Genomic DNA, 22726 nt, shown 5'->3' on the forward strand with positions numbered 1-22726 from the left:
TCAAACATGTTTTCTTGACTCTCTCATAGAGTAAGCAGACTTACCCTATTCCACCGCTTAGGTTACCGGTCCTGGTGCGTACAGTTTGCGCCACACCTCGGGCACCGCCGCGGCCAGCGCCGCGGCATGCAGCGGGCCCCCTGCAGATGCCAAAACGCCGGCGCGACCGTGCAGGCTGGCGCCCGCGGCGGCGATGGCAGCCCACCGGTCCTCAGCCGGGATGCCGAGGGCGCTGAAGCCCGACGTTTGCGCGGCCAGTGCAGCCAGCAAGGCGCCGATGATTCCCGCCAAGGTGTCGCCGCTGCCGGCAGTGGCCAGCCACGGTGTTCCCTCACTCTGGCTGAAGACGGATCCGCTAGGCGATGCCACCAGCGTGGTGGCACCCTTGAGCAGAACGGTTGCACCCGTGAGCTTCGCGGCTTCCACCGCAAAGTGCATCCCCTGGGCTTCGATCTGCGGCCGGCTGACATCCCGGCCCAGACGCTGGAACAGCTGTGCCAGTTCGCCAGCGTGCGGCGTCAGAATGACGTGAGGGGCCGTGCCTTCTGATAGCTGGGCAGGAAGTACCGCCAGAGCGCCCGCATCCGCAACTACGGGCAGTCCCGAGGCATACGCGTCCCTGCAGCGCTGCAATTGCTCCTTCACATCGCTCTCGCCGGCCTCGCCAATGCCCGGGCCGACGAGCCATGCCTGCACGTGGTTCCCTTCCACGGATCCCTGGCTGCAGACCACCTCCGGACTCGATAAATGAATCAACGCCGCTACGGACTCCGGGCCTAGGTACCGGACCATCCCCGTCCCGCAGGCAAGGGCACCGGCACAGCTAAGTTGAGCCGCCCCGGGGTACTGGCCGGAGCCCGCCACCACGCCCAGTACTCCACGCGTATATTTCTGCTCATCCCTGCCAGGGGACGGCAATAGCAGCGCTAAATCCCCCGACTCAAGCCTGCGCAAAACCGGGTCCTCAAGGCCGTGCCCCAGCCCAATGTCGATCACCTGCAGCCGACCGGAGGCACCCTCCCCGGGTGGCGCGAGCAGGCCCGTTTTGGCGGCGCCGAAGGTAACAGTGAGCCCGGCGGTGAGTACCGGCTCATGCAACTCACCGGTGTTGGCGTCAACGCCGCTGGGCAGGTCACAGGCCACGATCAGCGGTCCGTTGGGCTTTCCAAAGGCGCCCGGTTTCTCAGCTGCCGCGTTCTGTTGCAGCGCGCGCACGGCATTGGCCCACGGAGCCCGGAGACTACCCCGGGCGCCGGTGCCCAGGATCGCGTCGATGAGCACATCAGCCGCAGCCGCCTCGGCAAGCCAAACCTGCGCGGCGATAGCCGCAGGAGCCCGGCTCCCGTTGTCATCGGTGGGGCCATTTACGGTGTCCTCTTCCGGCCCCGGCAATGTGTGCGTTCGCCCGCCTGCCCGCCGGAACGCCTCCAGCGCCTGCTCATGGGCTCCCGCCGAACTCAGGACCGCCGTCGCCCGCGCTCCGCGGTGCAGCAAGAAGGATGCGGCGTACAGTGCATCACCGCCGTTGTTTCCGGGTCCGGCCAGCAGGACAATTCGGGCACCATAAACCCGGCCCCGGCGCTCGGCCAGCAACCGTGCCACTGCGTTAGCTAAACCGTGCGCGGCCCGTTGCATCAAAACCGGCCCCTGCCCGGTACGCAGCAGAGGTTCTTCCGCCGCGCGGATCCCCGTTCCGCTGAAGGCGCGCTGCATGCTAGCCCTCGGCGATGACCATGGCGGTGGAAATACCGGCGTCGTGGCTCATTGAAAGGTGCCAGCGTTTGACGCCCTTCGCCGCAGCGACTGCCGCCACCGTGTCCTTGACCTGAACGGTAGGGCCCTGTTCATCGAGCCCGATCCAGCAGTCCTGCCAATTCATCCCGGCCGGGGCGCCAAGGACCTTGGCCACCGCTTCCTTAGCCGCAAATCGAGCGGCCAGCGAGCGAGTGTTGAGGGTGCGTTCCGCCGGCACAAACAACCGCTCGCGCAGTCCCGGTGTCCGCTCCAATTGGCGGCCGAACCGCTCCACATCCACAACGTCTACGCCTATCCCAATGATCATGCTCCCCAGCCTAGTGGTCCCGCTGATGCCAGCTGCCAGTCAGGCGGCAGGATAGCGCAGCCTGGGACTACTCGACGGTGACGGATTTGGCCAGGTTGCGCGGCTGGTCCACATCAAAGCCCTTCGCCGTGGCCAGCTCGCAGGCGAACAGCTGCAGCGGGACCGTGGCCAGCAGCGGCGCCAGCAGCGGGGGAATCTGAGGAATGTAGAAGACATGCTCGGCATAGGCCCTGACCGCTTCATCCCCGGCTTCGGCGATCACAATTGTCTTGGCTCCGCGGGCCCGGATCTCCTGGATATTGGACACCACCTTGGCGTGCAGCGAATCCCGGCCCCGCGGAGACGGAACCACCACCACGACGGGCAGCCCTTCTTCAATCAGGGCGATCGGACCGTGTTTGAGCTCGCCGGCAGCAAATCCCTCGGCGTGGATATAGGCCAGTTCCTTGAGCTTGAGCGCACCCTCCATGGCGACCGGAAAGCCTACATGCCGGCCCAGGAACAGCACCGTCCTGGTATCGGCCATGGACCGGGCCAATTCTTTGATCTGCCCGGAGTTGTCAAGAATCTCCTGGATTTTGGCCGGAGTCTTTGCCAGGTCAGCAAGGATGTCCTTGATTTCACCTTGGAACATGTTGCCGCGCAGCTGTGCTAAATAGAGCCCCAGCAAATAGGCCGCCGTGATCTGGGCCAGGAATGCCTTCGTGGACGCCACAGCGATCTCCGGACCGGCATGGGTGTACAGCACGGCGTCGGATTCGCGCGGAATAGTGGAACCGTTGGTGTTGCAGATCGCCACGGTCATCGCGCCTTGCTCGCGGGCGTAGCGGACCGCCATCAGCGTGTCCATGGTTTCGCCGGACTGCGAGATAGACACGATCAACGTCTTGTCATCCACGATCGGGTCGCGGTAACGGAATTCGTGGCTGAGCTCCACCTCGGTGGGGATTCGGCACCAGTGCTCGATTGCATATTTCGCCACCTGGCCGGCGTAAGCCGACGTCCCGCACGCCAGCACAATGATCTTATTGACCGTCGTGAGCAATTGCGGGTCGATCCGGATTTCATCCAGTGTCAACCGTCCGTGCTGGTCCGATCGCCCCAGCAACGTCTGCGCCACGGCATCGGGCTGGTCATTGATCTCTTTTTCCATGAAGGAGGGGTAGCCGTCCTTCTCGGCGGCTGCGGCATCCCAGTCAACGTGGTATTCCTTGCCCACCGCCGGTGCGCCGTAGAAATCGGTGATATCGACGGTCTCGGACGTGATGGAGACAATTTGGTCCTGCCCCAGCTCAACAGCCCGGCGGGTGTAGTCAATGAACCCGGATACGTCGGATCCGAGGAAGTTCTCGCCGTCGCCAAGTCCGACGACGAGGGGAGAGTTACGCCGTGCGGCGACGACGGAGCCCGGCTGATCCGCGTGCACGGCCAGGAGTGTGAACGCTCCTTCCAGCTGCTGGCAGGTCCGCTGCATGGCCACTGAAAGCGCGTCAGAGGCGGCGCCACCGGCGGCGAGAACGTCCCGATAGGTGTCAGCCAGGAGAACGGCTGCCACCTCGGTGTCCGTCTCCGAGATAAAGAGATGGCCTTTGCGCAGCAACTCGGCTTTTAGTTCGGCAAAGTTTTCGATGATGCCGTTATGGATCATCGCAAGCTTCCCGCCGTCGGCGAGGTGTGGATGGGCGTTCTGGTCCGTGGGACCACCATGGGTGGCCCAGCGGGTGTGTCCGATACCCGTCACGGCTGCGGGGAGCGGGCTGGCCTCGAGAACGGCCAGCAGATTCGCCAATTTCCCGGACTTCTTCCGAGATTCGATCCGCCCGTCAGCAATCACGGCGATCCCGGCTGAATCATACCCGCGGTATTCCAGTCTGCGCAGTCCCTCCAGAATCACTTTCAGAGCATCGTTACGCGGCGCCCGCGCGCCATCAGTAACATCGGATCGGCCTGCATATCCCACAATTCCACACATGACATCAAGCCTAACCGTACTCCGGGAGAAGGGATGTAGGATCTTCTACGCCGGGATCCTATTTCCGCATTGGCCGCCACACAAGGCAGAATCTCTTAGGTGACTTTGCAACGGAACGAGTCCAACGGGAACGACGGCGTCTCCCCCTTCGTCGAACTCGACCGCCAAACATGGTCGCGGCTCTCCAACGAGATTGAACAGCCGCTCAATGAGGCGGACATTACGCGCCTGCGCGGGCTCGGTGATCAGTTGAATATGAAGGAGATCCGTGAGGTCTACCTCCCGCTCTCCCGTCTGCTCAACTTGTATGTAGCCGCCGCGGGAAAACTGCATGCCGCGACAACTACCTTCCTGGGTGAGAAAGTCCGCCGTACCCCTTTTGTCATCGGCGTCGCCGGGTCCGTCGCCGTCGGAAAATCCACCACTGCCCGCGTACTGCGCGAGATGCTCCGCCGCTGGCCGGACACTCCTGACGTGGAGTTGGTCACCACCGATGGGTTCCTTCATCCGAACGCCGAGTTGGAACGCCGTGGACTCATGCAGCGCAAGGGCTTTCCGGAGTCTTACGACCAGCGGGCCCTGCTGCGCTTCGTCAGTGCGGTCAAGAGCGGCGCCGAGGAAGTGCGTGCCCCCTGGTACTCCCATCTGACGTACGACATCGTGCCGGGAAGGGAGGTCGTGGTGCGCCGCCCCGATGTGCTGATCGTCGAGGGGCTCAACGTCCTGGCGCCGGCGCGTCCACGACTGGACGGTCGATCAGGGCTCGCGGTCAGCGACTTCTTCGATTTCTCCATTTTTGTGGACGCCAAAACCCCGTACATCGAGCAGTGGTACGTGGATCGCTTCAGATCCCTCCGGTCCTCCGCCTTTGCGGACCCGGCGTCATATTTCCGCCGTTATGCCGATCTCTCCGATGCCGAGGCCGTAACGACTGCGGTTGATATCTGGAAGCGGATCAATGAGCCCAATCTCACGCAGAACGTCCTGCCGACCCGCGGGCGCGCACAATTGGTACTGACCAAAGATGCTGATCATTCGATCCGCCGGATGCTGCTGCGGAAGACCTAGGCCATGCCCTCGCTCCCCGGCCGCCGAACGGTGGCAAAGTACCTGGTCGGCGGCGCTGCGCTGACCGTCTTCGCGGCCTGCACTGCACCTGCTAAGCCGATGCCCTCCAAAACCGGCGGGCCCGTTCCGGGATCGTCGCCGGGACCAGCGGCGGGCGGGGAAATGCCGACGGCGGCCGGTCCGCCAGCGGACGGGGCTCCCCTTGCGGCCGCTACCGATGGTGGCGCCGTCGCCGGCCCTGCTGCGCCCGCCCCGCCGGCATCGCAGGCAGAGCCGTGGGCCCCTCCCGCGTCCGGTCCCGTTCCATCACGGGGTTCCCCCGTACATGCACTAAAGACAAAGTATTCGCTCTCCGATCCCAACAGCCCCTGGGTCGTGGTCAATAAGCACCTCCCGCTGAATCCCCTCTCCTACGAGCCACCGGACCTTGTCCGGCCAGCTCTCCCGCCCGGCAGCGGTGGAGAAGCCGCTCTGCTCCGTGCTGAGGTGGCAGCAGCCGCGTCACGCATGTTCGTGGCCGCCGCGGCGGCAGGTGCGCCTATGACGCTGTTAAGCAGCTACCGCTCCTACGACATGCAAGCGGCGCTCTACGGCGGATACGCCGCGCAGACCGGCGGTGCCGACGCGGACACCAAATCCGCCAGGGCCGGGTATTCGGAACATCAGACGGGCCTTGCCCTGGACATCGGCGACGCCAACGGGCTCTGCAACCTCAATCCATGCTTTGCCACAGCCCCGGCAGCGGCATGGGCCGGCGCTAATTGCCACTTATTCGGCTTCACCGTTCGGTACCAGTTGGGGCACGACGGCGTCACCGGCTTTTATGCCGAACCTTGGCACTTGCGGTACTTAGGGGTCGAGATGGCCGCCGATATCGTGGCGAAAGGTTTCGGCAGTCTTGAAGAATTCCTCGGCATAGAACCCGCTGCGGCCTATCTTTAATAAACATTTGCGGTAACTTGACATTATGTTAAAGGGATTCAGAGATTTCATTATGAAGGGCAACGTCGTAGACCTTGCCGTCGCCGTAGTCATTGGGGCCGCCTTTGGTGCCGTCGTCACCGCGCTCGTCAACAGCGTCCTGATGCCTCTGATCGCAAAGATCTTCGGGGTTGTGACATTCGATAACTTCCTGGCCTGGGGGGACGTGCGGTTCGGCGTCCTGCTTACGGCAATCGTGAATTTTGTTCTGGTGGCAGCGGCCATTTATTTCGTCGTCGTCGTGCCGATGAACCACATCATCGCCCGCCGCAATGCCAAGCTTGGCATCAAGGATGAGGAACCCGCCGTCGATCCGCAGATAGAACTGCTGACGGAGATCCGCGACTCACTGCGCTCGCGCACGAACTAGGGCTGCGTGGTAGAGCAGAAAGGGCAGGAACTCTCGTCGGAGATCCTGCCCTTCCTGCCTGCTGGGGGCGTTTAGTGCTGCAATGCGAGCCGGAGTTCGACGACGGCGGCCAGCTCGGTGCAGATCCGCGTGGCCGTGACCATATCGCCGGCTTCCACCATCACCCGGACCAATGCCTCCGTCCCTGACGGACGCAACAACACCCGCCCGGACTGGCCCAATTCAAGCTGCGCCTGTGCCACGGCTTCCGTGACACCCTCATCGGTGCGGGCCCGCTGTTTGTCCACACCTTTGACATTGATCATCAACTGCGGCAGCTTAGTCATGATGGTCGCCAAGTCCTTGAGGCTGCGCCCTGTCCGCGCCACTTGAGCCGCGAGCTGGAGCCCCGTGAGCACACCGTCCCCAGTGGTCGCATAATCTGCGAAGATCACATGCCCGGATTGCTCTCCGCCCAGGGTGAAGCCGCCGTCCCGCATGCCCTCCAAAACGTAACGGTCCCCGACAGCCGTTTCACGCACGCTGATCCCGGCTTCGCCGAGCGCAATCTTCAGTCCCAGGTTGCTCATCACGGTGGCCACCAGGACATTGTCCTTGAGCCGTCCGGCGCCCTTCATAGCGACCGCGAGGATGGCCATAATCTGGTCTCCATCCACCATGGCGCCCTCGTGGTCAACGGCAAGGCACCTGTCGGCGTCACCGTCGTGCGCTATCCCCAGATCGGCACCATGCTCCAAGACCGCCGCCTGCAACTGTTCAAGATGGGTGGAGCCGACGCCGTCGTTGATGTTCAGTCCGTTCGGTTCCGCGCCAATGACGAAGACCTCGGCGCCCGCGCTCTTGAAAACCTCAGGAGAACATCCGCTGGCCGCTCCATTGGCGCAGTCCAGCACCACGCGCAGGCCCTCCAGACGGTTGGGCAACGTCGACAGCAAGTGCACAACATAGCGGTCTTCCGCGTCCGCGAACCGCTGGATCCGACCCACACCCACGCCGACGGGCCGGAATATTTCCCGGGTCAGCTGGGACTCGATGGCATCCTCGAGCTCGTCACCGAGCTTTTGGCCGCCCCGGGCGAAGAATTTTATCCCGTTATCCGGTGCCGGGTTATGTGATGCCGAGATCATCACTCCGAAGTCCGCCCCGAGATCGGCAATCAGGAATGCCAGAGCCGGCGTCGGCAAAACCCCCGCGTCGAAGACGTCAACACCCGCACTCGCCAGCCCCGCTTCGACGGCAGCACTGATGAATTCTCCACTGGCCCGCGGGTCCCGGGCTACGACTGCCCGGGGCCGCTGCCCCTCTGCCATACGCTCATGGCCCAGGACCACCGCAGCGGCCTGAGCCAGCGATAGCGCCAGTTCCGCTGTGAGCAGACCATTGGCCAGCCCTCGGACACCGTCGGTTCCAAATAATCTAGACATCGCAGCCAAGTCTAATCGATAGCCCGGCCGCGCTGCGTCAGGGGGCGCCCCGATCGGGCAGTGCGCAAACGAAAAGCCAGTCGCTCTGCGACTGGCTTTTCGGGGAACGCGGTATTTAGCGCTTGGAGTACTGTCCGGCCTTGCGGGCCTTCTTCAGACCGGCCTTCTTGCGCTCGATGACGCGTGCGTCACGAGTCAGGAAGCCGGCCTTCTTCAAGATCGCGCGGTTGTTTTCCTCGTCAATCCCGTTCAGGGAACGGGCGACGCCAAGGCGCAATGCGCCAGCCTGACCGGAGGGGCCACCGCCGTGGATGCGGGCCATGACGTCGTATGCGCCGTCCAGGTCAAGGATGCGGAACGGCTCGTTGACTTCCTGCTGGTGCAGCTTGTTCGGGAAGTAGTCGTCGAGTTCACGGCCGTTGACGATCCATTTGCCGGTCCCGGGGACAACGCGCACGCGGGCGATTGCCTGCTTGCGGCGGCCAACGGCAGCGCCGGGAACCGTCAGGGCCGGGCGTTCCTTCTTCGGCGCAGCGTCCGACGCCGGAGCACTTTCCGAGGTGTAGCTGGTCGGTACTGCTTCCTCAGCCGGAGCGGCCTCGGTGTTCAGCTCTTCAGTATTCTGAGCCACAATTCTCCTTGAATAAATATATTGGGTGAGGGCCAGAACTACTGGGCGACCTGAGTGATTTCGTAGGTTGTGGGCTGCTGTGCAGCGTGAGGGTGCTCGGCGCCTTTGTAGACCTTGAGCTTGCCCAGTTGCTGTGCTGCCAGGGAATTTTTTGGAAGCATGCCGCGGATTGCCTTCTCGACAGCGCGCACCGGGTTCTTCTCCAGCAGTTCCGCGTAGTTGACGCTGGACAGGCCACCCGGGTAACCGGAGTGGCGGTAAGCGCGCTTCTGTTCGAGCTTTGCGCCGGTGAGGGCAACCTTCTCGGCGTTAATGATGATGACGAAATCGCCCATGTCCATATGGGATGCAAAGGTGGCCTTGTGCTTGCCGCGCAGCAAAATGGCGGTCTGGCTGGCAAGACGTCCCAGGACAATGTCGGTGGCGTCAATGACAAGCCACTGGCGCTTGATGTCGCCGGGCTTCGGGGTGTACGTACGCACGGTTTTTGCCTTCGTTTCTTGTTCTTGGGTGGCGATAAGAGTCGGTTACGCCTGCTATCTATGCGCGACCGGAACAGAGGTGAGGGCTCTATAAAACCAGTAATCCTTGCGTCCCGATTCCCACCTGCCCAATAGCGACCCATGCAACAGGGTCTTCGGGCAGGCGTGCAGTATCGAGAAAGGACACGCACAACGACTATCAACGATAGCGCGACTTGCCCGCTCAGGTCAAAGTCAGCGTCGTGGGGTATTCCGCAATCCCTTCATGACCACGCCACTGTCCTACACAGATTGTCTGCCCGGGCAGGCCGCAGAGGTAGTGCACTCGCCGCTCAGGCGCGACGTGCACGGGTGAGTTCCTGCCGGGCCTGCACATCGGCGGCCGCTGGATACCGTACCTCTTCGAGAGTCAAAGGGTGCGGCGGCGCCAGCCTCGACTTAGCATCACGGGCCTTCGCCAGTAGTCGTTCATGAAGCCACTCCGGCGACTCCAGACCCTCACCGACCTGCACGGCCGCTCCGACCAGGGACCGGACCATATTGTGGCAAAAAGCATCCGCTTGAACGGTTACGGTGATGATCCCATCCGAGCCGCGGACGAACTCAAAGCGCTGCAGCTCCCGACGGGTTGTCGCACCGTCCCGGGGCTTGCAGTAAGACCTGAAGTCCTGGATCCCCAAAAGCGCCCGTGCCGAGGTATTCATCCGCTGCACGTCCAGTGCCTTTTGATACCACAGTGTGTTGTGGCGCAGCAGCGGGTCCCACTGCCGTTCGGTGTCCGCGATCCGATAGCTATACCTGCGCCAAAGGGCTGAAAAACGCGCGTCAAAGCCCACAGGGGCCAGAGCCACGGCATGAACTTCTACCGCCCCGGACAGTCCTCCGAGCACCTTGCTCAGGGCACCGCGCAGCCGCCGCAGCAGCGCGGCTGCGGGCTCCCGGTCCTGGCCGCGCAGTACGCCGACCCATTCCTGCGGTGTCAGGTCGCAGTGCGCTACCTGACCGCGGGCATGCACCCCTGCATCGGTCCGACCGGCGACGACGACCCTGATCGGGCGCCTGATCAACATCCCCAGCGCCTCCTCCACGGTGCCTTGGACGGTGCGCAGCCCGGGCTGGACCCCCCATCCGCTGAACGGTCCGCCGTCGTATCCAACCTCCAGCCGGACACGCAAAAGCCCGCCGCCCCTTGGAACGGGTGCGGCGGGCTCTTGATCGGTCATGGCTTTACGCTACTTCGCAAAAACGGCCACGGCCGGGATCGCAGGAAACGTTTACTTTTCGTCCGCGGCCTTGGCTGCGGACTCGCCCTCGGCCGGCACCTCAACGGTGTCGGACTCAGCGGCGTCAGCAACAACGGTTTCGGACTCAACGGTGTCAGTCTCGACGGCGTCAGTCTCGACGGCGTCGGCAGCAACGGTGTCGGACTCAGCCTCAACGACCGGGGCTGCGGCCTGAGTGGACCGCGTTGCCTCGGACACGACGGCCTGCTTGGCGCTGACGGGCTCCAGCACCAGTTCAATGACGGCCATCGGGGCATTGTCACCCTTGCGCGGACCGATCTTGGTGATGCGGGTGTAGCCACCGTCGCGGTTCTCGACGGCCTTGGCAATGTCTGTGAACAGCTCGTGGACAATGCCCTTGTCGCTGATCAGGCCCATGACGCGGCGGCGCGAAGACAGGTCTCCACGCTTGGCGAAAGTAACCAGTCGCTCTGCATAGGGCTTCAGGCGTTTGGCCTTGGTCTCCGTGGTGGTGATGCGCTTGTGCTCAAACAGGGCTGCGGCCAGATTGGCCAGCATCAGCCGCTGGTGTGCAGCGCTGCCTCCGAGGCGCGGACCCTTAGTGGGGGTAGGCATGGTGTTTTCTCCTCAAGTGTTGGCCTAACGCCCCCGGAAGCAGAACTCTGCCAGCAGAAATCTGCGTCGGGGCCGGTCAGCCGAAAGTGTGTTCGTCTTTAGAGCTCGTCGTCGCTGAACGCGTCGTCATTCTCATCGAGGGCTGCGGCACGTGCTGCAAGGTCGAACCCTGGAGGGGAATCCTTCAGGGACAGACCGAGCTCAACAAGCTTTGCCTTGACCTCGTCGATGGACTTGGCACCGAAGTTCCGAATGTCCATCAGGTCCGCCTCGGAGCGGGCAACGAGTTCACCCACGGCGTGGATGCCCTCACGCTTGAGGCAATTGTAGGAACGGACCGTGAGGTCCAGATCCTCGATCGGCAACGCCATATCGGCAGCCAGCGCCGCGTCCGTCGGGGACGGCCCGATCTCGATACCTTCTGCTGCGGTATTGAGTTCGCGGGCCAAGCCGAACAGCTCAACGAGCGTCGTGCCGGCCGAGGCAATGGCATCGCGGGGGGCGATCGCCTGCTTGGTCTCCACATCAACGACCAGGCGGTCGAAGTCGGTGCGCTGCTCCACGCGGGTGGCTTCCACGCGGAACGTCACCTTCAGGACCGGCGAGTAGATGGAATCGACCGGGATACGGCCAATTTCCGAATCACCGGACTTGTTCTGGGCTGCCGATACATAGCCGCGGCCGCGCTCGATGGTCAGCTCGAGCTCGAACTTACCCTTCGAGTTCAAGGTGGCAATGTGCAGATCCGGGTTGTGGAATTCCACTCCGGCCGGCGGAGCAATGTCCGCAGCCGTGACGACACCGGGACCCTGCTTGCGCAGGTAGGCCACGACGGGCTCGTCGTGTTCGGAGGAAACCGAGAGGTTCTTGATGTTCAGGATGATCTCGGTGACATCTTCCTTAACACCGGGAACGGTAGTGAATTCGTGCAGCACGCCATCGATCCGGATGCTGGTGACAGCGGCTCCGGGAATGGAGGACAGCAGGGTACGGCGGAGAGAATTTCCAAGGGTGTAACCAAAACCGGGCTCCAAGGGTTCAATGACGAAACGGGAGCGGTTATCGGATACTACTTCTTCGGAGAGGGTGGGGCGCTGTGCAATGAGCACTGGGGGTTTCCTTTCAGCGAGCGTCCGCTATATGACGCAACACAGGTGGTGGAAAGAGCTGTCTACGTCTTAACGCCCGGAGAGTTGGCCCGTCCCGGGCCGCTCCGATATGCAATCGGGCGGCTGGGGCGGGCCAACTCGGGCGTCACGGCTTAGACGCGGCGGCGCTTGGGCGGACGGCAGCCGTTATGGGCGCTGGGGGTGACATCCTGAATGGAGCCCACCTCAAGGCCTGCGGCCTGCAAGGAACGGATTGCAGTCTCGCGTCCAGATCCCGGACCCTTCACGAAAACGTCTACCTTCCGCATACCGTGCTCCTGAGCGCGCTTGGCAGCAGCCTCGGCGGCCATCTGCGCTGCGAACGGGGTGGACTTGCGTGAACCCTTGAATCCAACCTCGCCGGATGAAGCCCAGGAAATAACGGCTCCATTGGGATCCGTGATGGAAACGATGGTGTTGTTGAACGTGCTCTTGATGTGCGCCTGACCAAGCGCGATATTCTTTTTGTCCTTCTTGCGCGGCTTGCGAACCGCACCGCGAGTCTTCGGGGGCATTTTTTCTCCTACAGAAAGTTATTTGTGAAGCACGTTGTCAACGCAGCGTTGTTAACGTGCGGCCTTCTTCTTGCCGGCCACGGTGCGCTTCGGGCCCTTGCGAGTACGAGCGTTGGTTTTCGTACGCTGACCGTGGACGGGCATGCCGCGACGATGGCGGATCCCCTGGTAGCTGCCGATTTCCACCTTGCGGCGGATATCTGCGGCCACCTCGCGGCGAAGGTCACCTTCAACCTTGTAGTTTCCCTCGATGTAGTCGCGAAGCTGAACCATTTCAGCGTCGGACAGGTCCTTGACACGGACATCGGGAGAAATCCCGGTGTCAGCCAGTGTCTTGTGTGCACGGGTCTTGCCCACGCCGTAGATGTATGTAAGCGCTACTTCCAACCGCTTTTCGCGGGGAAGGTCTACGCCAGCGAGACGTGCCATATCGGCTGCTCCTTGTGTAAACCGGAGGTCGTAAGCAGTACACCCACACATTCCGTGTGGCCCCGGCCTCCGACCGGGGGTCCGCCGACTCGTTAGGATCACTCCGCAACGGGTCGGCTTGTGCTGCCTTATATTTACTTACCTGAGCGGGGTACGGATCTTCCGGTAAGGAAGAATCAGCCCTGACGCTGCTTGTGGCGCGGGTTCTCGCAGATCACCATGACTCGACCGTTACGGCGAATCACCTTGCACTTTTCGCAGATCTGCTTGACGCTCGGCTTGACCTTCATGGCATTCCTTTGCGTGTTGTGCAGTTGTGGTTATTTGTAGCGGTAGACAATACGACCACGAGTGAGGTCGTAAGGGCTCAGCTCCACCACTACTCGGTCCTCAGGAAGGATTCGAATGTAGTGCTGGCGCATTTTTCCTGAGATATGGGCAAGAACGATGTGCTTGTTGGTCAACTCAACGCGAAACATCGCGTTAGGCAGAGCCTCAGTCACAACGCCCTCGATCTCAATGACCCCGTCTTTCTTGGCCATATCCTCCGCTAACTGGTTCGGCCCCCGTTGCCGGCAGATCTGGTAAAAATCCCGGCAGGGAGCTAGGTTTACTACTGATTTGGTGTTTTGGCCGTACCGGCAGCCACTGAATGCACCCTCCCGGTTACGGGAGAAGGCGCGCAAGGGCTAAGACAACCAACAAGCCACTGTACGTCATGACGGGGCTAAAAGTTAAATCCGGCTCCGCCCCGCCGCCTGCGGCGCCATCCCTTGTGGAACCTGTAAATGAGGGGTTACCGTCAATTACCGTCCGCTTAACAGCAGGTGTCGCCGGCACTAACAGTTCGCGCGATCGGGCCAAAAGCGGCCGGAATTGATTATTTGTGTGCTGAAGTTAGCTCGGGACTACAACGCACCGGGGGCGACCGGTCGGAGGGGAGGCTCGATGAGCTGGCTGGATGCAGGCGGTTCGCACGCGGCCGCTGAAGCGGCGGAAAAGGGCGACGACGACGGCACCGTTCACGGCGGGCCGGGCGGGCCGGGCGACGGGAGACGGGGCCAGGTAAAACCCCCCAGGGTCGGCACAGCCCGATCCAGCGGCCGGAGCAGAACCGGCGGCAAGTACTGGACGCCCAGGGCCAGGCGCGAAGCCTTGGTTTTCCTGGCTCTGGCACTGCCGAACATTGTTCTGATTGCCTTCTTCACCTACCGGCCATTGTTTGCCAACATGTACTACTCCACCCTGGACTGGACCCTCGGCGCGGCCCAGGCAACAGCGATCGGGTGGGGAAACTACGTAGAATTCTTCACGTCCTCGGATGCTTCCACGGTGCTGGGCATTACCGCAGTTTTCACCCTCGCAACCGTCGGCGGCGCTATGCTCCTGGGCTTATTGGTCGGCATCGCCCTCAATGCCAAGGTCAAGGGACAGGGCTTTGCCCGCTCCGCCATCTTTGCCCCGTATGTTCTCTCCGGGGTCGGCGTCGGCCTTGTCTGGCTGTTTATCTTCGATCCGGTCTACGGCGTCCTGTCCTGGATACTGCGTGGCTTCGGTGCGTCGAGCCCGCAGTGGATCAACGATCCCAAGCTGGCGCTGCTGATGGTCATCATCGTGTATGTCTGGAAGAACCTAGGCTACTGTGCCGTCATCTACCTGGCCGGGCTGCAGTCCATGCCCAAGGACCTGATGGAAGCGGCTTCGCTGGACGGCGCCGGAAGTTTCCGCCGCTTTATCTCCATCACGCTGCCGCTGCTCTCCCCCACAACGTTTTTCATCCTGATCACCAGCCTGCTCAGTTCGCTGCAGGCTTTCGACATCATCCGGATCATGACCCGCACAGGCAACGGCACCAACACGCTGATCTTCGAGTCGTATCTGCAGGCCTTCAGCACCTACAACCGGGCCGGCTATTCCGCGGCCATTTCCGTCGTCTTGTTTGTTCTGCTGCTGCTGCTGACCGGGCTGCAACTGCGGTTCGTAGAGCGAAAGGTCCATTACGCATGAGTACGGCAACGGCCCAGATAATCCCACCACAGCGGAAACGTCCGCTGTCCTGGAAGAACATAGGGCAGACCATCCTGGGCGGTTATGTCCCATTGGTCGCTGCCACGCTCGTGGTCCTCCTGCCGCTGGCCTGGATGATCATCTCATCGCTGAAAGCTCCGGGTGAGATCGTCACCACAGAGCTGACCATCCTGCCCCAGCATCCGACAATGCAAAACTACGTGGACGCGGCAACTTCCGTTCCCTTTGCCCGGTTCTTCCTCAACAGCGTCATCGTCACCAGCATTGCCTCCGTCATCAAGTGCTTTCTGGCCATCGTGACGGCCTATGCGCTGGTGTTTGTCCGATTCCCGTTCAAAAGGGCCATCTTTTTGCTGATTCTGGTGGCGTTGATGGTGCCGCCCCAGGTATCGGTGCTGCCCAACTACATTCTGATCGCCGGCTTGGGCGGGCTGAATACCTATTGGGGAATTATTCTCCCCGGTCTTGGCACCGCCTTCGGCACCTTCCTGCTACGCCAGCACTTTATGACGTTGCCGGTCTCGATTTTGGAGTCCGCGGAGATCGACGGCGCCAATCACTGGCGCCGTCTGTGGCAGATCGTGTTCCCCATCTCGGTACCGACCATTGCGACCGTTGCCTTGGTGACCATAGTTACCGAGTGGAATGACTACATCTGGCCGCTGATCGTCGTCGACAACCCCAACATGATGACACTGCCCGTTGGGTTGACGCTGCTGTCCAACAGCGACAGCGGCAGCCAGGCGTGGGGCATCCTGATGGCGGGCGCAGTAATCGTAATCGTGCCCATTCTGATTATTTTTGCAGCCCTGCAGCGCTACATCGTCGCCGGGCTTACCCAAGGCTCCGTCACCGGCTGACCGGGAGCGATTAGTACCTTCGGCCTCTTCTCACCCTCTCGCATCAATCGAAAGGCAACACGGCATGTCAGCACAATTTGATCGACGGCGTTTCATGGCTCTTTCCGGACTGGGCCTGGGCGCAACTGCCCTGGCCGCCTGCAGCGGTCCGAACACCAGTGGAGGCTCGGGAGCGGGTTCCACAGCGGCAACCGACTGGTCAAAGGTCAAACCCGCCGCCAAGATTTCCTTCATGTCCAGCCACCCCGGCACTTCCCAGCCGATCGAACAGACGCTCATCGACGCCTTTCAAAGTGCGAACCCGAACATCAAGGTGGACCTGATCACCGGAGGAAGTAACTACGAAGAGGTCGCGCAAAAGTTCCAGACCGCGCAGGCCGGCAATAGCGTGCCCGACGTCGTCGTCGCTTCAGATGTGTGGTGGTTCCGGTACACCCTGTCGTCGACGATCGTGCCGGTAGATGACATTCTCAAAGCCGTCAATGACAAGACCAACGACTACAACACCACGCTTTATGACGACTATAAATACAACAACTCGCACTGGGCCGTTCCCTATGCCCGTTCCACCCCGCTGTTTTACTACAACAAGGACCATTTCAAGGCCGCCGGGGTCCCCGACCGGGCTCCGAAAAGCTGGGATGAATTTGCCCAATGGGCCCCGAAGATCAAGGCCGCCAACGCCGCCCTGCCGGGGTACGCCAATGTCTATCAGTATCCGGCCCTGGCCGGTTACGCCGGATGGACACTGCAGAACGTACTCTGGGGCTACGGCGGCGGCTGGTCCAAGGAATGGGACATCACTGCCGACTCGGACGCCACGGTTAAAGCCCTGCAGTGGGTTCAGGACACCATCGTCAAGGACGGCTGGGCAGGCGTTTCCTCCAAGGATGCCGTCTCAGATATGACGGCCGGAGCGGTCAGCTCCACCGTCAGCTCCACCGGAGACCTGGTCGGGACGATTAAGGCCGCCAAGGCCAAGAACATGAACATCGGCGTTGGTTTCCTGCCCGGCGGCCCGGTTTCTGCCTCGCCGGTATGCCCAACCGGCGGCGCGGGTTTGGTGATTGCCAAAAAGACATCGCCCGAGCGCCAGCTCGCGGCGGCCATGTTTGTTTCGTTCATGACAAATGCCGCCAACACAGCACAGTTCTCCGCGGCGACGGGCTACATGCCGGTACGGACGACGGCGGATATGAGCTCGGTGATCAGTAAGACGCCGGAAATCCAGGTGGCTCTTGACCAGCTCAAGGTCACGAAGAGCCAGGATTATGCCCGGGTTTTCCTGCCCGGGGCAGATCAGGAAATGGCGAAGTCTGCCGCTAAATTCATGAACGAAAAGGCCGATGTCAAAGCGACTATGACCGCGCTGACGGCAACGCTGGAGGGAATCTACAACAAGGATGTCAAGCCCAAGCTCAAGTCCTGACGCCCAGACCCAGCGGTGTTCTCCGCATGGGTGTTCCGATGCAGAAATGTCCTATTCAGTGCCGGTTCTAAGCAGCGGGGATGGGGACGGGGGTGACGCCCAGCGGCGCGAGCCGGGACGCGCCTCCGTCGTCCGCGCTGAGCACCCAGATACCATCGTCGTGGATCGCCACGGAGTGCTCCCAGTGGGCGGCGCGGGCACGGTCAGAGGTAACGACAGTCCAGTCGTCCGGAAGAACGTCAGTCTGCAGCGAACCGCGCACCAGCATTGGCTCAATAGCCAGGCATAGTCCCGCCCGCAGCCGGGGGCCGCGGTGGCTGGTCCGGTAGTTCAGCACATCGGGCGCCATATGCATCGCACTGCCGATCCCGTGGCCCACATAGTCCTCAAGGATCCCCAGCTTCGCCCCGGGGACTGTACCGACGTAATCGTCAATGGCCGCGCCGATGTCGCCGACGAACTTACCAGTGGCCACCGCTGCGATCCCCCGCCACATTGACTCTTCGGTGACGTCCGAAAGGCGTTGGTCCGCAGGATCGGCCGCCGCCGGACCGCCGACTATCATGGTCCGCGCCGAATCCGAATGCCAGCCGTCGATGATCGCCCCACCGTCTATCGACAAGACGTCCCCGTCCCGGAGCATGCGTCCGGACGGGATACCGTGGACCACCTCTTCGTTGACGGATGTGCAGACCGTGGCCGGGAACCCATGGTAACCGAGGAAATTGGAGGTGGCCCCGGCCTCCTTAAGCACAGCGGCGAACACCTCATCCAGCTCCTTCGTCGTCACCCCGTCGGCGGCATCGGCCAGTACCTTCGTCAGGGCTCTGTTCAGGACCACTCCGGCCTCGGCCATGCTGCGCATCTGCGCATTGGTTTTATATTCGATTCGCTGCTGGCCAAATGCCATGGCTTTTTTCCTTCCAGAATGATTCAAACAGCAAAGGCTCCCCCGTGGCGGGAGGAGCCTTCACTGTTCCTTATGGCGCAAAACCTACGCGGTCCTGGCTACCTCAATAGCATCCAGGACGCGGTTGGTGACCTCGTCAATGGCCCCAAGGCCGTCGACCTGGGTCAGTATGTCCCGCTTGGCGTAACGGGCGACGACGGCCTCCGTCTGCTCGTGATAGAGGTCCAGCCGGTGGCGGATCACGGCGGTGTTGTCATCGCTGCGTCCGGTGTCCAGCGCCCGGCCCAGCAAACGCTTGACCAATTCCTCGTCGTCGGCCGTCAGCTGCAGCACGACGTCGAGCTTGGACTCCGTCTCGGTCAGGATGTCGTCCAGCTCATCGACCTGGGCCGTCGTACGCGGATAACCGTCCAGCAGGAAGCCTTCAGTCGCATCGTCCTGCAACAGACGGTCGCGCACCATCTTGTTCGTCACGCTGTCCGGAACAAAGTCCCCGTTGTCCATGTACTGCTTTGCTTCCAGGCCCAAGGGTGTCTCGCCCTTGACGTTGGCACGGAAAATATCCCCGGTGGAAATGGCCACCACGCCAAGGCGGGCGGAAATCCGTTCCGCCTGGGTGCCTTTGCCGGATCCGGGAGGACCGATAATCAGCATTCTCGTCATCGCAATAACCCTTCGTAGTGGCGTTGTTGTAGCTGCGCATCGATCTGCTTGACCGTTTCCAGCCCGACGCCGACAATGATCAACAGCGAGGTGCCACCGAACGGGAAGTCCTGGTTAGCCTGGATCAGGACCAGGGCAATGAGCGGAATCAAGGCCACAAAACCCAGATAGACGGCTCCGGGCAAAGTGATGCGGGAAATGACGTACTGCAGATAATCCTGCGTCGGCTTGCCCGCCCGAATCCCCGGAATGAAGCCGCCGTATTTCTTCATGTTGTCGGACACTTCTTCGGGGTTGAAGGTGATCGCAACATAGAAATAGGTAAAGAAGACAATCAGGAAGAAGTAGATCACCATATACAGGGGGTGGTCCCCCTTTGTAAGGTTGCTCGTGACCCAGGTGACCCAGCCAGCCGGCTGGCTGCCGTCCTTGGGAGTGGCGAACTGTGCAATCAGAGACGGCAGATACAGCATCGAGGAGGCGAAGATAACCGGGATAACACCAGCCATATTGACCTTGATCGGGATGTAGGTGCTGGTACCGCCCATCGTGCGCCGGCCGATCATGCGCTTGGCGTACTGCACCGGAACGCGCCGCTGTGACTGTTCAACGAAGACAACCAGGGCGACGACGACGAGGCCGATCAGCAGGACCATCAGAAAGACGCCCCAACCCTTGGTCTTGATGATGGCGCCCAGCGACGTGGGGAACCGTGCGGCAATCGCGGTGAAAATGAGCAGCGACATGCCGTTGCCCACCCCCTTTTCGGTGATGAGCTCGCCCATCCACATGATGAGGCCGGTTCCGGCGGTGAGCGTGATGACCAGCAGGAGCGTGGTGATCAGGCTGTCATCGGGGATGATCGCGTTCGCAGTACCTGCAGCGCCACAGTTTCCCAGCAGCTGACCCGAACGCGCCAAGGTCACCAAAGTAGTGGCATTCAACAAGCCCAAAGCTATGGTCAGATACCGCGTGTACTGCGTCAGCGTGCTCTGTCCTTGGGCTCCTTCCAGGTGGAGTTCCTGGAAGCGGGGAATCACTACCCGCAGCAGCTGGACGATAATGCTGGCGGTGATATAGGGCATAATGCCCAAAGCAAAAATGGATACCTGCAGCAAGGCACCGCCGCTGAAAAGATTCACCAGCTGGTAGATGCCTTGGTTCGTGTCGGCACTGTTCAGGCAGGCCTGGACATTGCGGTAGTTCACGCCGGGCGAAGGGACGAATGCACCCAGGCGGAAGATAGCGATCATTCCCAGCGTGAACAACAACTTGCGTCGCAGATCAGGCGTGCGAAAGGCGCGTCCAAATGCGGTAAGCAAGCGTCCTCCTGAAGTTTAGTAAGTTGAGGCGGGGTCCGGCTATTTCAGGCCCAACAACCGATTCTAATGGGTGCCAATGCCGTCGATGAACCAACGAGCCGCGTAAAACTAGCGGTGATACTGAAAACTCTTGGGGGGCGGGAACTTATCCCGCCCACCAAGAGTCTAGTCTGCGCTGCGTTGCACTGCGGTACTTTTAGAGTTCCGTCGTGCTTCCGCCGGTTGCAGCGATCTTCTCTTTTGCGCTGGCAGAGTAGGCATCGACGGTGATATCAACCTTGACGGTAATGTCACCGGTCCCGAGCACCTTGACGGGCTGGTTCTTGCGAACCGCACCCTTCTCCACCAGATCCGCCACGGTGATAGTGCCACCGTCGGGGAACAGCTCCGAGATCCGGTCCAGGTTGACAACCTGGTACTCGACCCGGAACGGGTTCTTGAAGCCGCGAAGCTTCGGCAGCCGCATATGCAGCGGCAACTGGCCGCCGGCAAACCCGGCCTTGATCTGGTAACGCGCCTTTGTACCCTTGGTACCACGGCCGGCAGTCTTACCCTTGGAACCTTCACCACGACCGACTCGGGTCTTGGCGGTTTTGGCACCGGGGGCGGGACGCAGGTGATGGACCTTCAGTGCTGTCCCGTTTCCGGCAGCCTTTTCAGGATTCTTCTCTGTAGCCATAATTACTTCGCCTCCTCAACCTTCACCAGGTGCGGAACCGTGTTGATCATGCCAACGGTCACGGCGTCAGCGGTTCGGACAACGGAGTCGCCGATGTGCTTCAAGCCCAGTGAACGCAACGTGTCCTTCTGGTTCTGCTTGCCACCAATGGTGGACTTGGTCTGAGTGATTTCCAGCTTCGCGTCGGAAGGCTGGATCCTCTTCGGTGTTGTCATCACGCGCCCACCTTCTGATTCTGCATGGCACGCAGCAGAGCCGGCGGAACAACCTCATCCAGCGGCAGGCCACGGCGAGCTGCAACAGCAGCCGGTTCTTCGAGTGCCTTCAGCGCAGCAACAGTTGCGTGAACAATGTTGATGGCGTTCGATGATCCCAGGGATTTGGAGAGAACATCGTGGATACCCACGCACTCCAGGATGGCACGAACAGGTCCGCCGGCAATAACACCGGTACCCGGAGAAGCCGGACGCAGCAGGACAACGCCTGCTGCAGCCTCGCCCTGGACCTGGTGGGGAATTGTCCCACCGATGCGCGGAACGCGGAAGAAAGTTTTCTTGGCTTCCTCCACGCCCTTGGCAATTGCCGCGGGAACTTCCTTGGCCTTGCCGTAGCCGACACCGACCATGCCGTTGCCGTCGCCGACAACCACGAGAGCGGTGAAGCTGAAGCGACGACCACCCTTGACCACCTTGGCGACACGGTTGATATTCACCACGCGCTCAACAAACTGGTTCTTTTCGGCCTCACGGCCACGGCCGCCTTCACGGCCGCCACGGCCGCCTTCACGGCCACCGCGGCCGCCTTCACGGCCGCCACGCTCGCCGCCGCGGCTTGCGCCACGGCCGCCATCGGTGGATGCCGCCGTCGCCGGGGCAGTGCCTGCGGCTCCGGTGGTTGCTGCTGCGGCTGTTGTGGTGCCTTCGGCACTTGTCTCAGACACAGTGTTCTCCTTGTTGATGTTTTCGCTCACAGTGCCAGCCCACCTTCACGTGCGCCGTCAGCAATTGCTGCGACACGGCCATGGTAGCGGTTACCTCCGCGGTCGAAAACGACGGATTCAATGCCGGCCTTCTTGGCACGCTCGGCAACGAGCTCGCCAACGCGCTTGGCTTTGGCGGTCTTGTCACCGTCAAACGCACGCAGGTCGGCTTCCAGAGTCGACGCCGACGCCACGGTTATACCCTGGCTGTCATCGACGATCTGAACGAATACGTGGCGCGCTGAGCGGTTAACCACCAGGCGCGGGCGAACCGCGGTTCCAGTGACGCGCTTGCGAACCCGCAGGTGGCGACGGCCGCGTGCTGCGGCCTTGGACTTGCCTTTAACGGACATACCCATGATTACTTACCAGCCTTTCCGACCTTGCGGCGGATGATCTCGCCGGCGTAACGGATGCCCTTGCCCTTATAGGGGTCCGGCTTCCGGAGCTTGCGGATGTTGGCAGCAACCTCGCCCACCTGCTGCTTGTTATTTCCCGAGACAGAGATCTTGGTGGGACCCTCTACCGTCAGGGTGATGCCGACCGGAGCCTTGACGGAGACCGGGTGGCTGTAGCCCAAAGCGAACTCGAGATCCGAGCCCTTTGCCTGGACGCGGTAACCGGTACCAACGATTTCCAGCTTCTTCTCGTACCCCTGGGTAACGCCAACAATAAGATTGTTGATCAGGGTACGGGTGAGTCCGTGCAACGAACGCGAGGCGCGCTCATCGTTGGGGCGGCTGACAGTAACGGTTCCATCTTCGAGAGCAACCGCGATCGGGCTGGCCACCGTGTGGTCCAGCTCGCCTTTGGGACCCTTAACGGAAACTACACTGCCGTTGATTTTGACCTCTACGCCGGCAGGCACGGAGATGGGGAGACGTCCAATACGTGACATTATTCTTTCCCTTCCCT

At 61.6% G+C, this 22726-nt stretch carries 27 protein-coding genes; 6 read left to right on the forward strand and 21 right to left on the reverse strand.

Features of this window, described 5'->3' with window-relative positions:
• Positions 1 to 57 precede the first annotated feature (57 nt).
• The 3 genes from OS914_RS05905 to glmS form a co-directional block, all read right to left on the reverse strand.
• Positions 58 to 1713, reverse strand: coding sequence for a bifunctional ADP-dependent NAD(P)H-hydrate dehydratase/NAD(P)H-hydrate epimerase (locus tag OS914_RS05905; RefSeq protein WP_267545142.1), 1656 nt, complete (start codon positions 1711 to 1713; stop codon positions 58 to 60).
• Position 1714: 1 nt separating this feature from the next.
• Positions 1715 to 2062, reverse strand: a complete 348-nt coding sequence (locus tag OS914_RS05910) for a holo-ACP synthase (protein ID WP_267545143.1) — start codon at positions 2060 to 2062, stop codon at positions 1715 to 1717.
• A 67-nt stretch (positions 2063 to 2129) separates the two neighbouring features.
• Positions 2130 to 4034, reverse strand: a complete 1905-nt coding sequence (glmS, locus tag OS914_RS05915) for a glutamine--fructose-6-phosphate transaminase (isomerizing) (RefSeq protein ID WP_267545144.1) — start codon at positions 4032 to 4034, stop codon at positions 2130 to 2132.
• Positions 4035 to 4133: 99 nt separating this feature from the next.
• Between glmS and coaA the strand changes: the two genes are divergently transcribed.
• Genes coaA through mscL form a run of 3 tightly spaced genes read left to right on the forward strand, consistent with a single transcriptional unit; the run spans position 4134 to position 6453 of the window.
• Positions 4134 to 5102, forward strand: a complete 969-nt coding sequence (gene coaA, locus OS914_RS05920; RefSeq protein WP_267545145.1) for a type I pantothenate kinase — start codon at positions 4134 to 4136, stop codon at positions 5100 to 5102.
• Between the two features lie 3 nt (positions 5103 to 5105).
• A complete protein-coding gene (locus OS914_RS05925) occupies positions 5106 to 6044 on the forward strand; it encodes a M15 family metallopeptidase (protein ID WP_267545146.1) in 939 nt (312 codons plus the stop codon).
• Positions 6045 to 6069: 25 nt separating this feature from the next.
• Entirely contained in the window at positions 6070 to 6453 is a 384-nt protein-coding gene (gene mscL, locus OS914_RS05930) for a large conductance mechanosensitive channel protein MscL (RefSeq protein ID WP_267545147.1), read from the forward strand.
• A gap of 71 nt (positions 6454 to 6524) precedes the next feature.
• Here mscL and glmM read toward each other — a convergent pair whose 3' ends face one another.
• The 10 genes from glmM to infA form a co-directional block, all read right to left on the reverse strand.
• Complete coding sequence (gene glmM, locus OS914_RS05935; RefSeq protein ID WP_267545148.1) at positions 6525 to 7877, reverse strand: phosphoglucosamine mutase; 1353 nt, start codon at positions 7875 to 7877, stop codon at positions 6525 to 6527.
• Between the two features lie 115 nt (positions 7878 to 7992).
• Entirely contained in the window at positions 7993 to 8508 is a 516-nt protein-coding gene (gene rpsI / locus OS914_RS05940; protein WP_267545149.1) for a 30S ribosomal protein S9, read from the reverse strand.
• A gap of 38 nt (positions 8509 to 8546) precedes the next feature.
• Positions 8547 to 8990, reverse strand: a complete 444-nt coding sequence (rplM, locus tag OS914_RS05945; protein ID WP_196396966.1) for a 50S ribosomal protein L13 — start codon at positions 8988 to 8990, stop codon at positions 8547 to 8549.
• Between the two features lie 332 nt (positions 8991 to 9322).
• The gene (gene truA / locus OS914_RS05950) at positions 9323 to 10213 is read right to left on the reverse strand and encodes a tRNA pseudouridine(38-40) synthase TruA (protein ID WP_267545150.1); all 891 of its coding nucleotides are present in this window, start codon (positions 10211 to 10213) and stop codon (positions 9323 to 9325) included.
• Between the two features lie 51 nt (positions 10214 to 10264).
• The gene (gene rplQ / locus OS914_RS05955) at positions 10265 to 10849 is read right to left on the reverse strand and encodes a 50S ribosomal protein L17 (RefSeq protein WP_267545151.1); all 585 of its coding nucleotides are present in this window, start codon (positions 10847 to 10849) and stop codon (positions 10265 to 10267) included.
• Positions 10850 to 10947: 98 nt separating this feature from the next.
• Positions 10948 to 11958 (reverse strand): DNA-directed RNA polymerase subunit alpha, encoded by a 1011-nt coding sequence (locus tag OS914_RS05960; protein WP_267545152.1) that lies wholly within the window; start codon positions 11956 to 11958, stop codon positions 10948 to 10950.
• Between the two features lie 152 nt (positions 11959 to 12110).
• A complete protein-coding gene (gene rpsK / locus OS914_RS05965; protein ID WP_018773682.1) occupies positions 12111 to 12512 on the reverse strand; it encodes a 30S ribosomal protein S11 in 402 nt (133 codons plus the stop codon).
• Positions 12513 to 12563: 51 nt separating this feature from the next.
• Positions 12564 to 12941 (reverse strand): 30S ribosomal protein S13, encoded by a 378-nt coding sequence (rpsM, locus tag OS914_RS05970; protein WP_196396962.1) that lies wholly within the window; start codon positions 12939 to 12941, stop codon positions 12564 to 12566.
• A gap of 176 nt (positions 12942 to 13117) precedes the next feature.
• Positions 13118 to 13231 (reverse strand): 50S ribosomal protein L36, encoded by a 114-nt coding sequence (rpmJ, locus tag OS914_RS05975; RefSeq protein WP_009358722.1) that lies wholly within the window; start codon positions 13229 to 13231, stop codon positions 13118 to 13120.
• Positions 13232 to 13261: 30 nt separating this feature from the next.
• Positions 13262 to 13483 carry a translation initiation factor IF-1 gene (gene infA / locus OS914_RS05980; protein WP_009358723.1) on the reverse strand — a complete coding sequence of 74 codons (222 nt, stop codon included), beginning with the start codon at positions 13481 to 13483 and terminating at the stop codon, positions 13262 to 13264.
• Positions 13484 to 13829: 346 nt separating this feature from the next.
• On the opposite strand from infA, the gene OS914_RS05985 reads away from it, so the two are divergent.
• From OS914_RS05985 to OS914_RS05995, 3 genes are all read left to right on the forward strand, one after another.
• Positions 13830 to 14948 (forward strand): carbohydrate ABC transporter permease, encoded by a 1119-nt coding sequence (locus OS914_RS05985; RefSeq protein WP_267545153.1) that lies wholly within the window; start codon positions 13830 to 13832, stop codon positions 14946 to 14948.
• Positions 14945 to 15829 carry a carbohydrate ABC transporter permease gene (locus tag OS914_RS05990; protein ID WP_267545154.1) on the forward strand — a complete coding sequence of 295 codons (885 nt, stop codon included), beginning with the start codon at positions 14945 to 14947 and terminating at the stop codon, positions 15827 to 15829. Before OS914_RS05985 ends, OS914_RS05990 begins: the two co-directional genes overlap by 4 nt.
• A gap of 64 nt (positions 15830 to 15893) precedes the next feature.
• A complete protein-coding gene (locus tag OS914_RS05995) occupies positions 15894 to 17258 on the forward strand; it encodes an ABC transporter substrate-binding protein (protein WP_267545155.1) in 1365 nt (454 codons plus the stop codon).
• A gap of 67 nt (positions 17259 to 17325) precedes the next feature.
• Here the strand turns inward: OS914_RS05995 and map are convergent, their stop codons facing one another.
• The 8 genes from map to rplF all read right to left on the reverse strand — a co-directional run bounded on the left by map (position 17326) and on the right by rplF (position 22709).
• Positions 17326 to 18168, reverse strand: coding sequence for a type I methionyl aminopeptidase (gene map, locus OS914_RS06000; RefSeq protein ID WP_267545156.1), 843 nt, complete (start codon positions 18166 to 18168; stop codon positions 17326 to 17328).
• A gap of 84 nt (positions 18169 to 18252) precedes the next feature.
• Positions 18253 to 18831, reverse strand: a complete 579-nt coding sequence (locus OS914_RS06005) for an adenylate kinase (RefSeq protein ID WP_267545157.1) — start codon at positions 18829 to 18831, stop codon at positions 18253 to 18255.
• The gene (secY, locus tag OS914_RS06010) at positions 18828 to 20153 is read right to left on the reverse strand and encodes a preprotein translocase subunit SecY (RefSeq protein WP_267545158.1); all 1326 of its coding nucleotides are present in this window, start codon (positions 20151 to 20153) and stop codon (positions 18828 to 18830) included. Before secY ends, OS914_RS06005 begins: the two co-directional genes overlap by 4 nt.
• 196 nt (positions 20154 to 20349) lie before the next feature.
• A complete protein-coding gene (gene rplO / locus OS914_RS06015) occupies positions 20350 to 20832 on the reverse strand; it encodes a 50S ribosomal protein L15 (protein WP_267545159.1) in 483 nt (160 codons plus the stop codon).
• 2 nt (positions 20833 to 20834) lie between these two features.
• Positions 20835 to 21047: a 50S ribosomal protein L30 gene (gene rpmD, locus OS914_RS06020; protein ID WP_267545160.1), complete on the reverse strand. Its 213-nt coding sequence runs from the start codon at positions 21045 to 21047 to the stop codon at positions 20835 to 20837.
• Complete coding sequence (gene rpsE, locus OS914_RS06025; protein WP_420713875.1) at positions 21047 to 21802, reverse strand: 30S ribosomal protein S5; 756 nt, start codon at positions 21800 to 21802, stop codon at positions 21047 to 21049. Before rpsE ends, rpmD begins: the two co-directional genes overlap by 1 nt.
• A complete protein-coding gene (gene rplR, locus OS914_RS06030; protein ID WP_267545162.1) occupies positions 21799 to 22170 on the reverse strand; it encodes a 50S ribosomal protein L18 in 372 nt (123 codons plus the stop codon). The genes rpsE and rplR overlap by 4 nt, the downstream gene beginning before the upstream one ends.
• 2 nt (positions 22171 to 22172) lie before the next feature.
• Positions 22173 to 22709: a 50S ribosomal protein L6 gene (gene rplF, locus OS914_RS06035; RefSeq protein ID WP_267545163.1), complete on the reverse strand. Its 537-nt coding sequence runs from the start codon at positions 22707 to 22709 to the stop codon at positions 22173 to 22175.
• Between the last annotated feature and the right edge of the window lie 17 nt (positions 22710 to 22726).

The sequence above is a fragment of the Arthrobacter endolithicus genome, assembly GCF_026627425.1.
Classification (GTDB): domain Bacteria; phylum Actinomycetota; class Actinomycetes; order Actinomycetales; family Micrococcaceae; genus Arthrobacter_M.

Excerpts from the sequence above, each read along its gene's own strand:
- OS914_RS05905 (WP_267545142.1), bottom strand. The coding sequence starts at position 1,713 with ATGCAGCGCGCCTTCAGCGGAACGGGGATCCGCGCGGCGGAAGAACCT.
- OS914_RS05910 (WP_267545143.1), bottom strand. The coding sequence starts at position 2,062 with ATGATCATTGGGATAGGCGTAGACGTTGTGGATGTGGAGCGGTTCGGC.
- glmS (WP_267545144.1), bottom strand. The coding sequence starts at position 4,034 with ATGTGTGGAATTGTGGGATATGCAGGCCGATCCGATGTTACTGATGGC.
- OS914_RS05925 (WP_267545146.1), top strand. The coding sequence starts at position 5,106 with ATGCCCTCGCTCCCCGGCCGCCGAACGGTGGCAAAGTACCTGGTCGGC.
- mscL (WP_267545147.1), top strand. The coding sequence starts at position 6,070 with ATGTTAAAGGGATTCAGAGATTTCATTATGAAGGGCAACGTCGTAGAC.
- glmM (WP_267545148.1), bottom strand. The coding sequence starts at position 7,877 with ATGTCTAGATTATTTGGAACCGACGGTGTCCGAGGGCTGGCCAATGGT.
- truA (WP_267545150.1), bottom strand. The coding sequence starts at position 10,213 with ATGACCGATCAAGAGCCCGCCGCACCCGTTCCAAGGGGCGGCGGGCTT.
- rplQ (WP_267545151.1), bottom strand. The coding sequence starts at position 10,849 with ATGCCTACCCCCACTAAGGGTCCGCGCCTCGGAGGCAGCGCTGCACAC.
- rpsK (WP_018773682.1), bottom strand. The coding sequence starts at position 12,512 with ATGCCCCCGAAGACTCGCGGTGCGGTTCGCAAGCCGCGCAAGAAGGAC.
- rpsM (WP_196396962.1), bottom strand. The coding sequence starts at position 12,941 with ATGGCACGTCTCGCTGGCGTAGACCTTCCCCGCGAAAAGCGGTTGGAA.
- rpmJ (WP_009358722.1), bottom strand. The coding sequence starts at position 13,231 with ATGAAGGTCAAGCCGAGCGTCAAGCAGATCTGCGAAAAGTGCAAGGTG.
- infA (WP_009358723.1), bottom strand. The coding sequence starts at position 13,483 with ATGGCCAAGAAAGACGGGGTCATTGAGATCGAGGGCGTTGTGACTGAG.
- OS914_RS05990 (WP_267545154.1), top strand. The coding sequence starts at position 14,945 with ATGAGTACGGCAACGGCCCAGATAATCCCACCACAGCGGAAACGTCCG.
- OS914_RS05995 (WP_267545155.1), top strand. The coding sequence starts at position 15,894 with ATGTCAGCACAATTTGATCGACGGCGTTTCATGGCTCTTTCCGGACTG.
- map (WP_267545156.1), bottom strand. The coding sequence starts at position 18,168 with ATGGCATTTGGCCAGCAGCGAATCGAATATAAAACCAATGCGCAGATG.
- OS914_RS06005 (WP_267545157.1), bottom strand. The coding sequence starts at position 18,831 with ATGACGAGAATGCTGATTATCGGTCCTCCCGGATCCGGCAAAGGCACC.
- rplO (WP_267545159.1), bottom strand. The coding sequence starts at position 20,832 with ATGGCTACAGAGAAGAATCCTGAAAAGGCTGCCGGAAACGGGACAGCA.
- rpmD (WP_267545160.1), bottom strand. The coding sequence starts at position 21,047 with ATGACAACACCGAAGAGGATCCAGCCTTCCGACGCGAAGCTGGAAATC.
- rplR (WP_267545162.1), bottom strand. The coding sequence starts at position 22,170 with ATGGGTATGTCCGTTAAAGGCAAGTCCAAGGCCGCAGCACGCGGCCGT.
- rplF (WP_267545163.1), bottom strand. The coding sequence starts at position 22,709 with ATGTCACGTATTGGACGTCTCCCCATCTCCGTGCCTGCCGGCGTAGAG.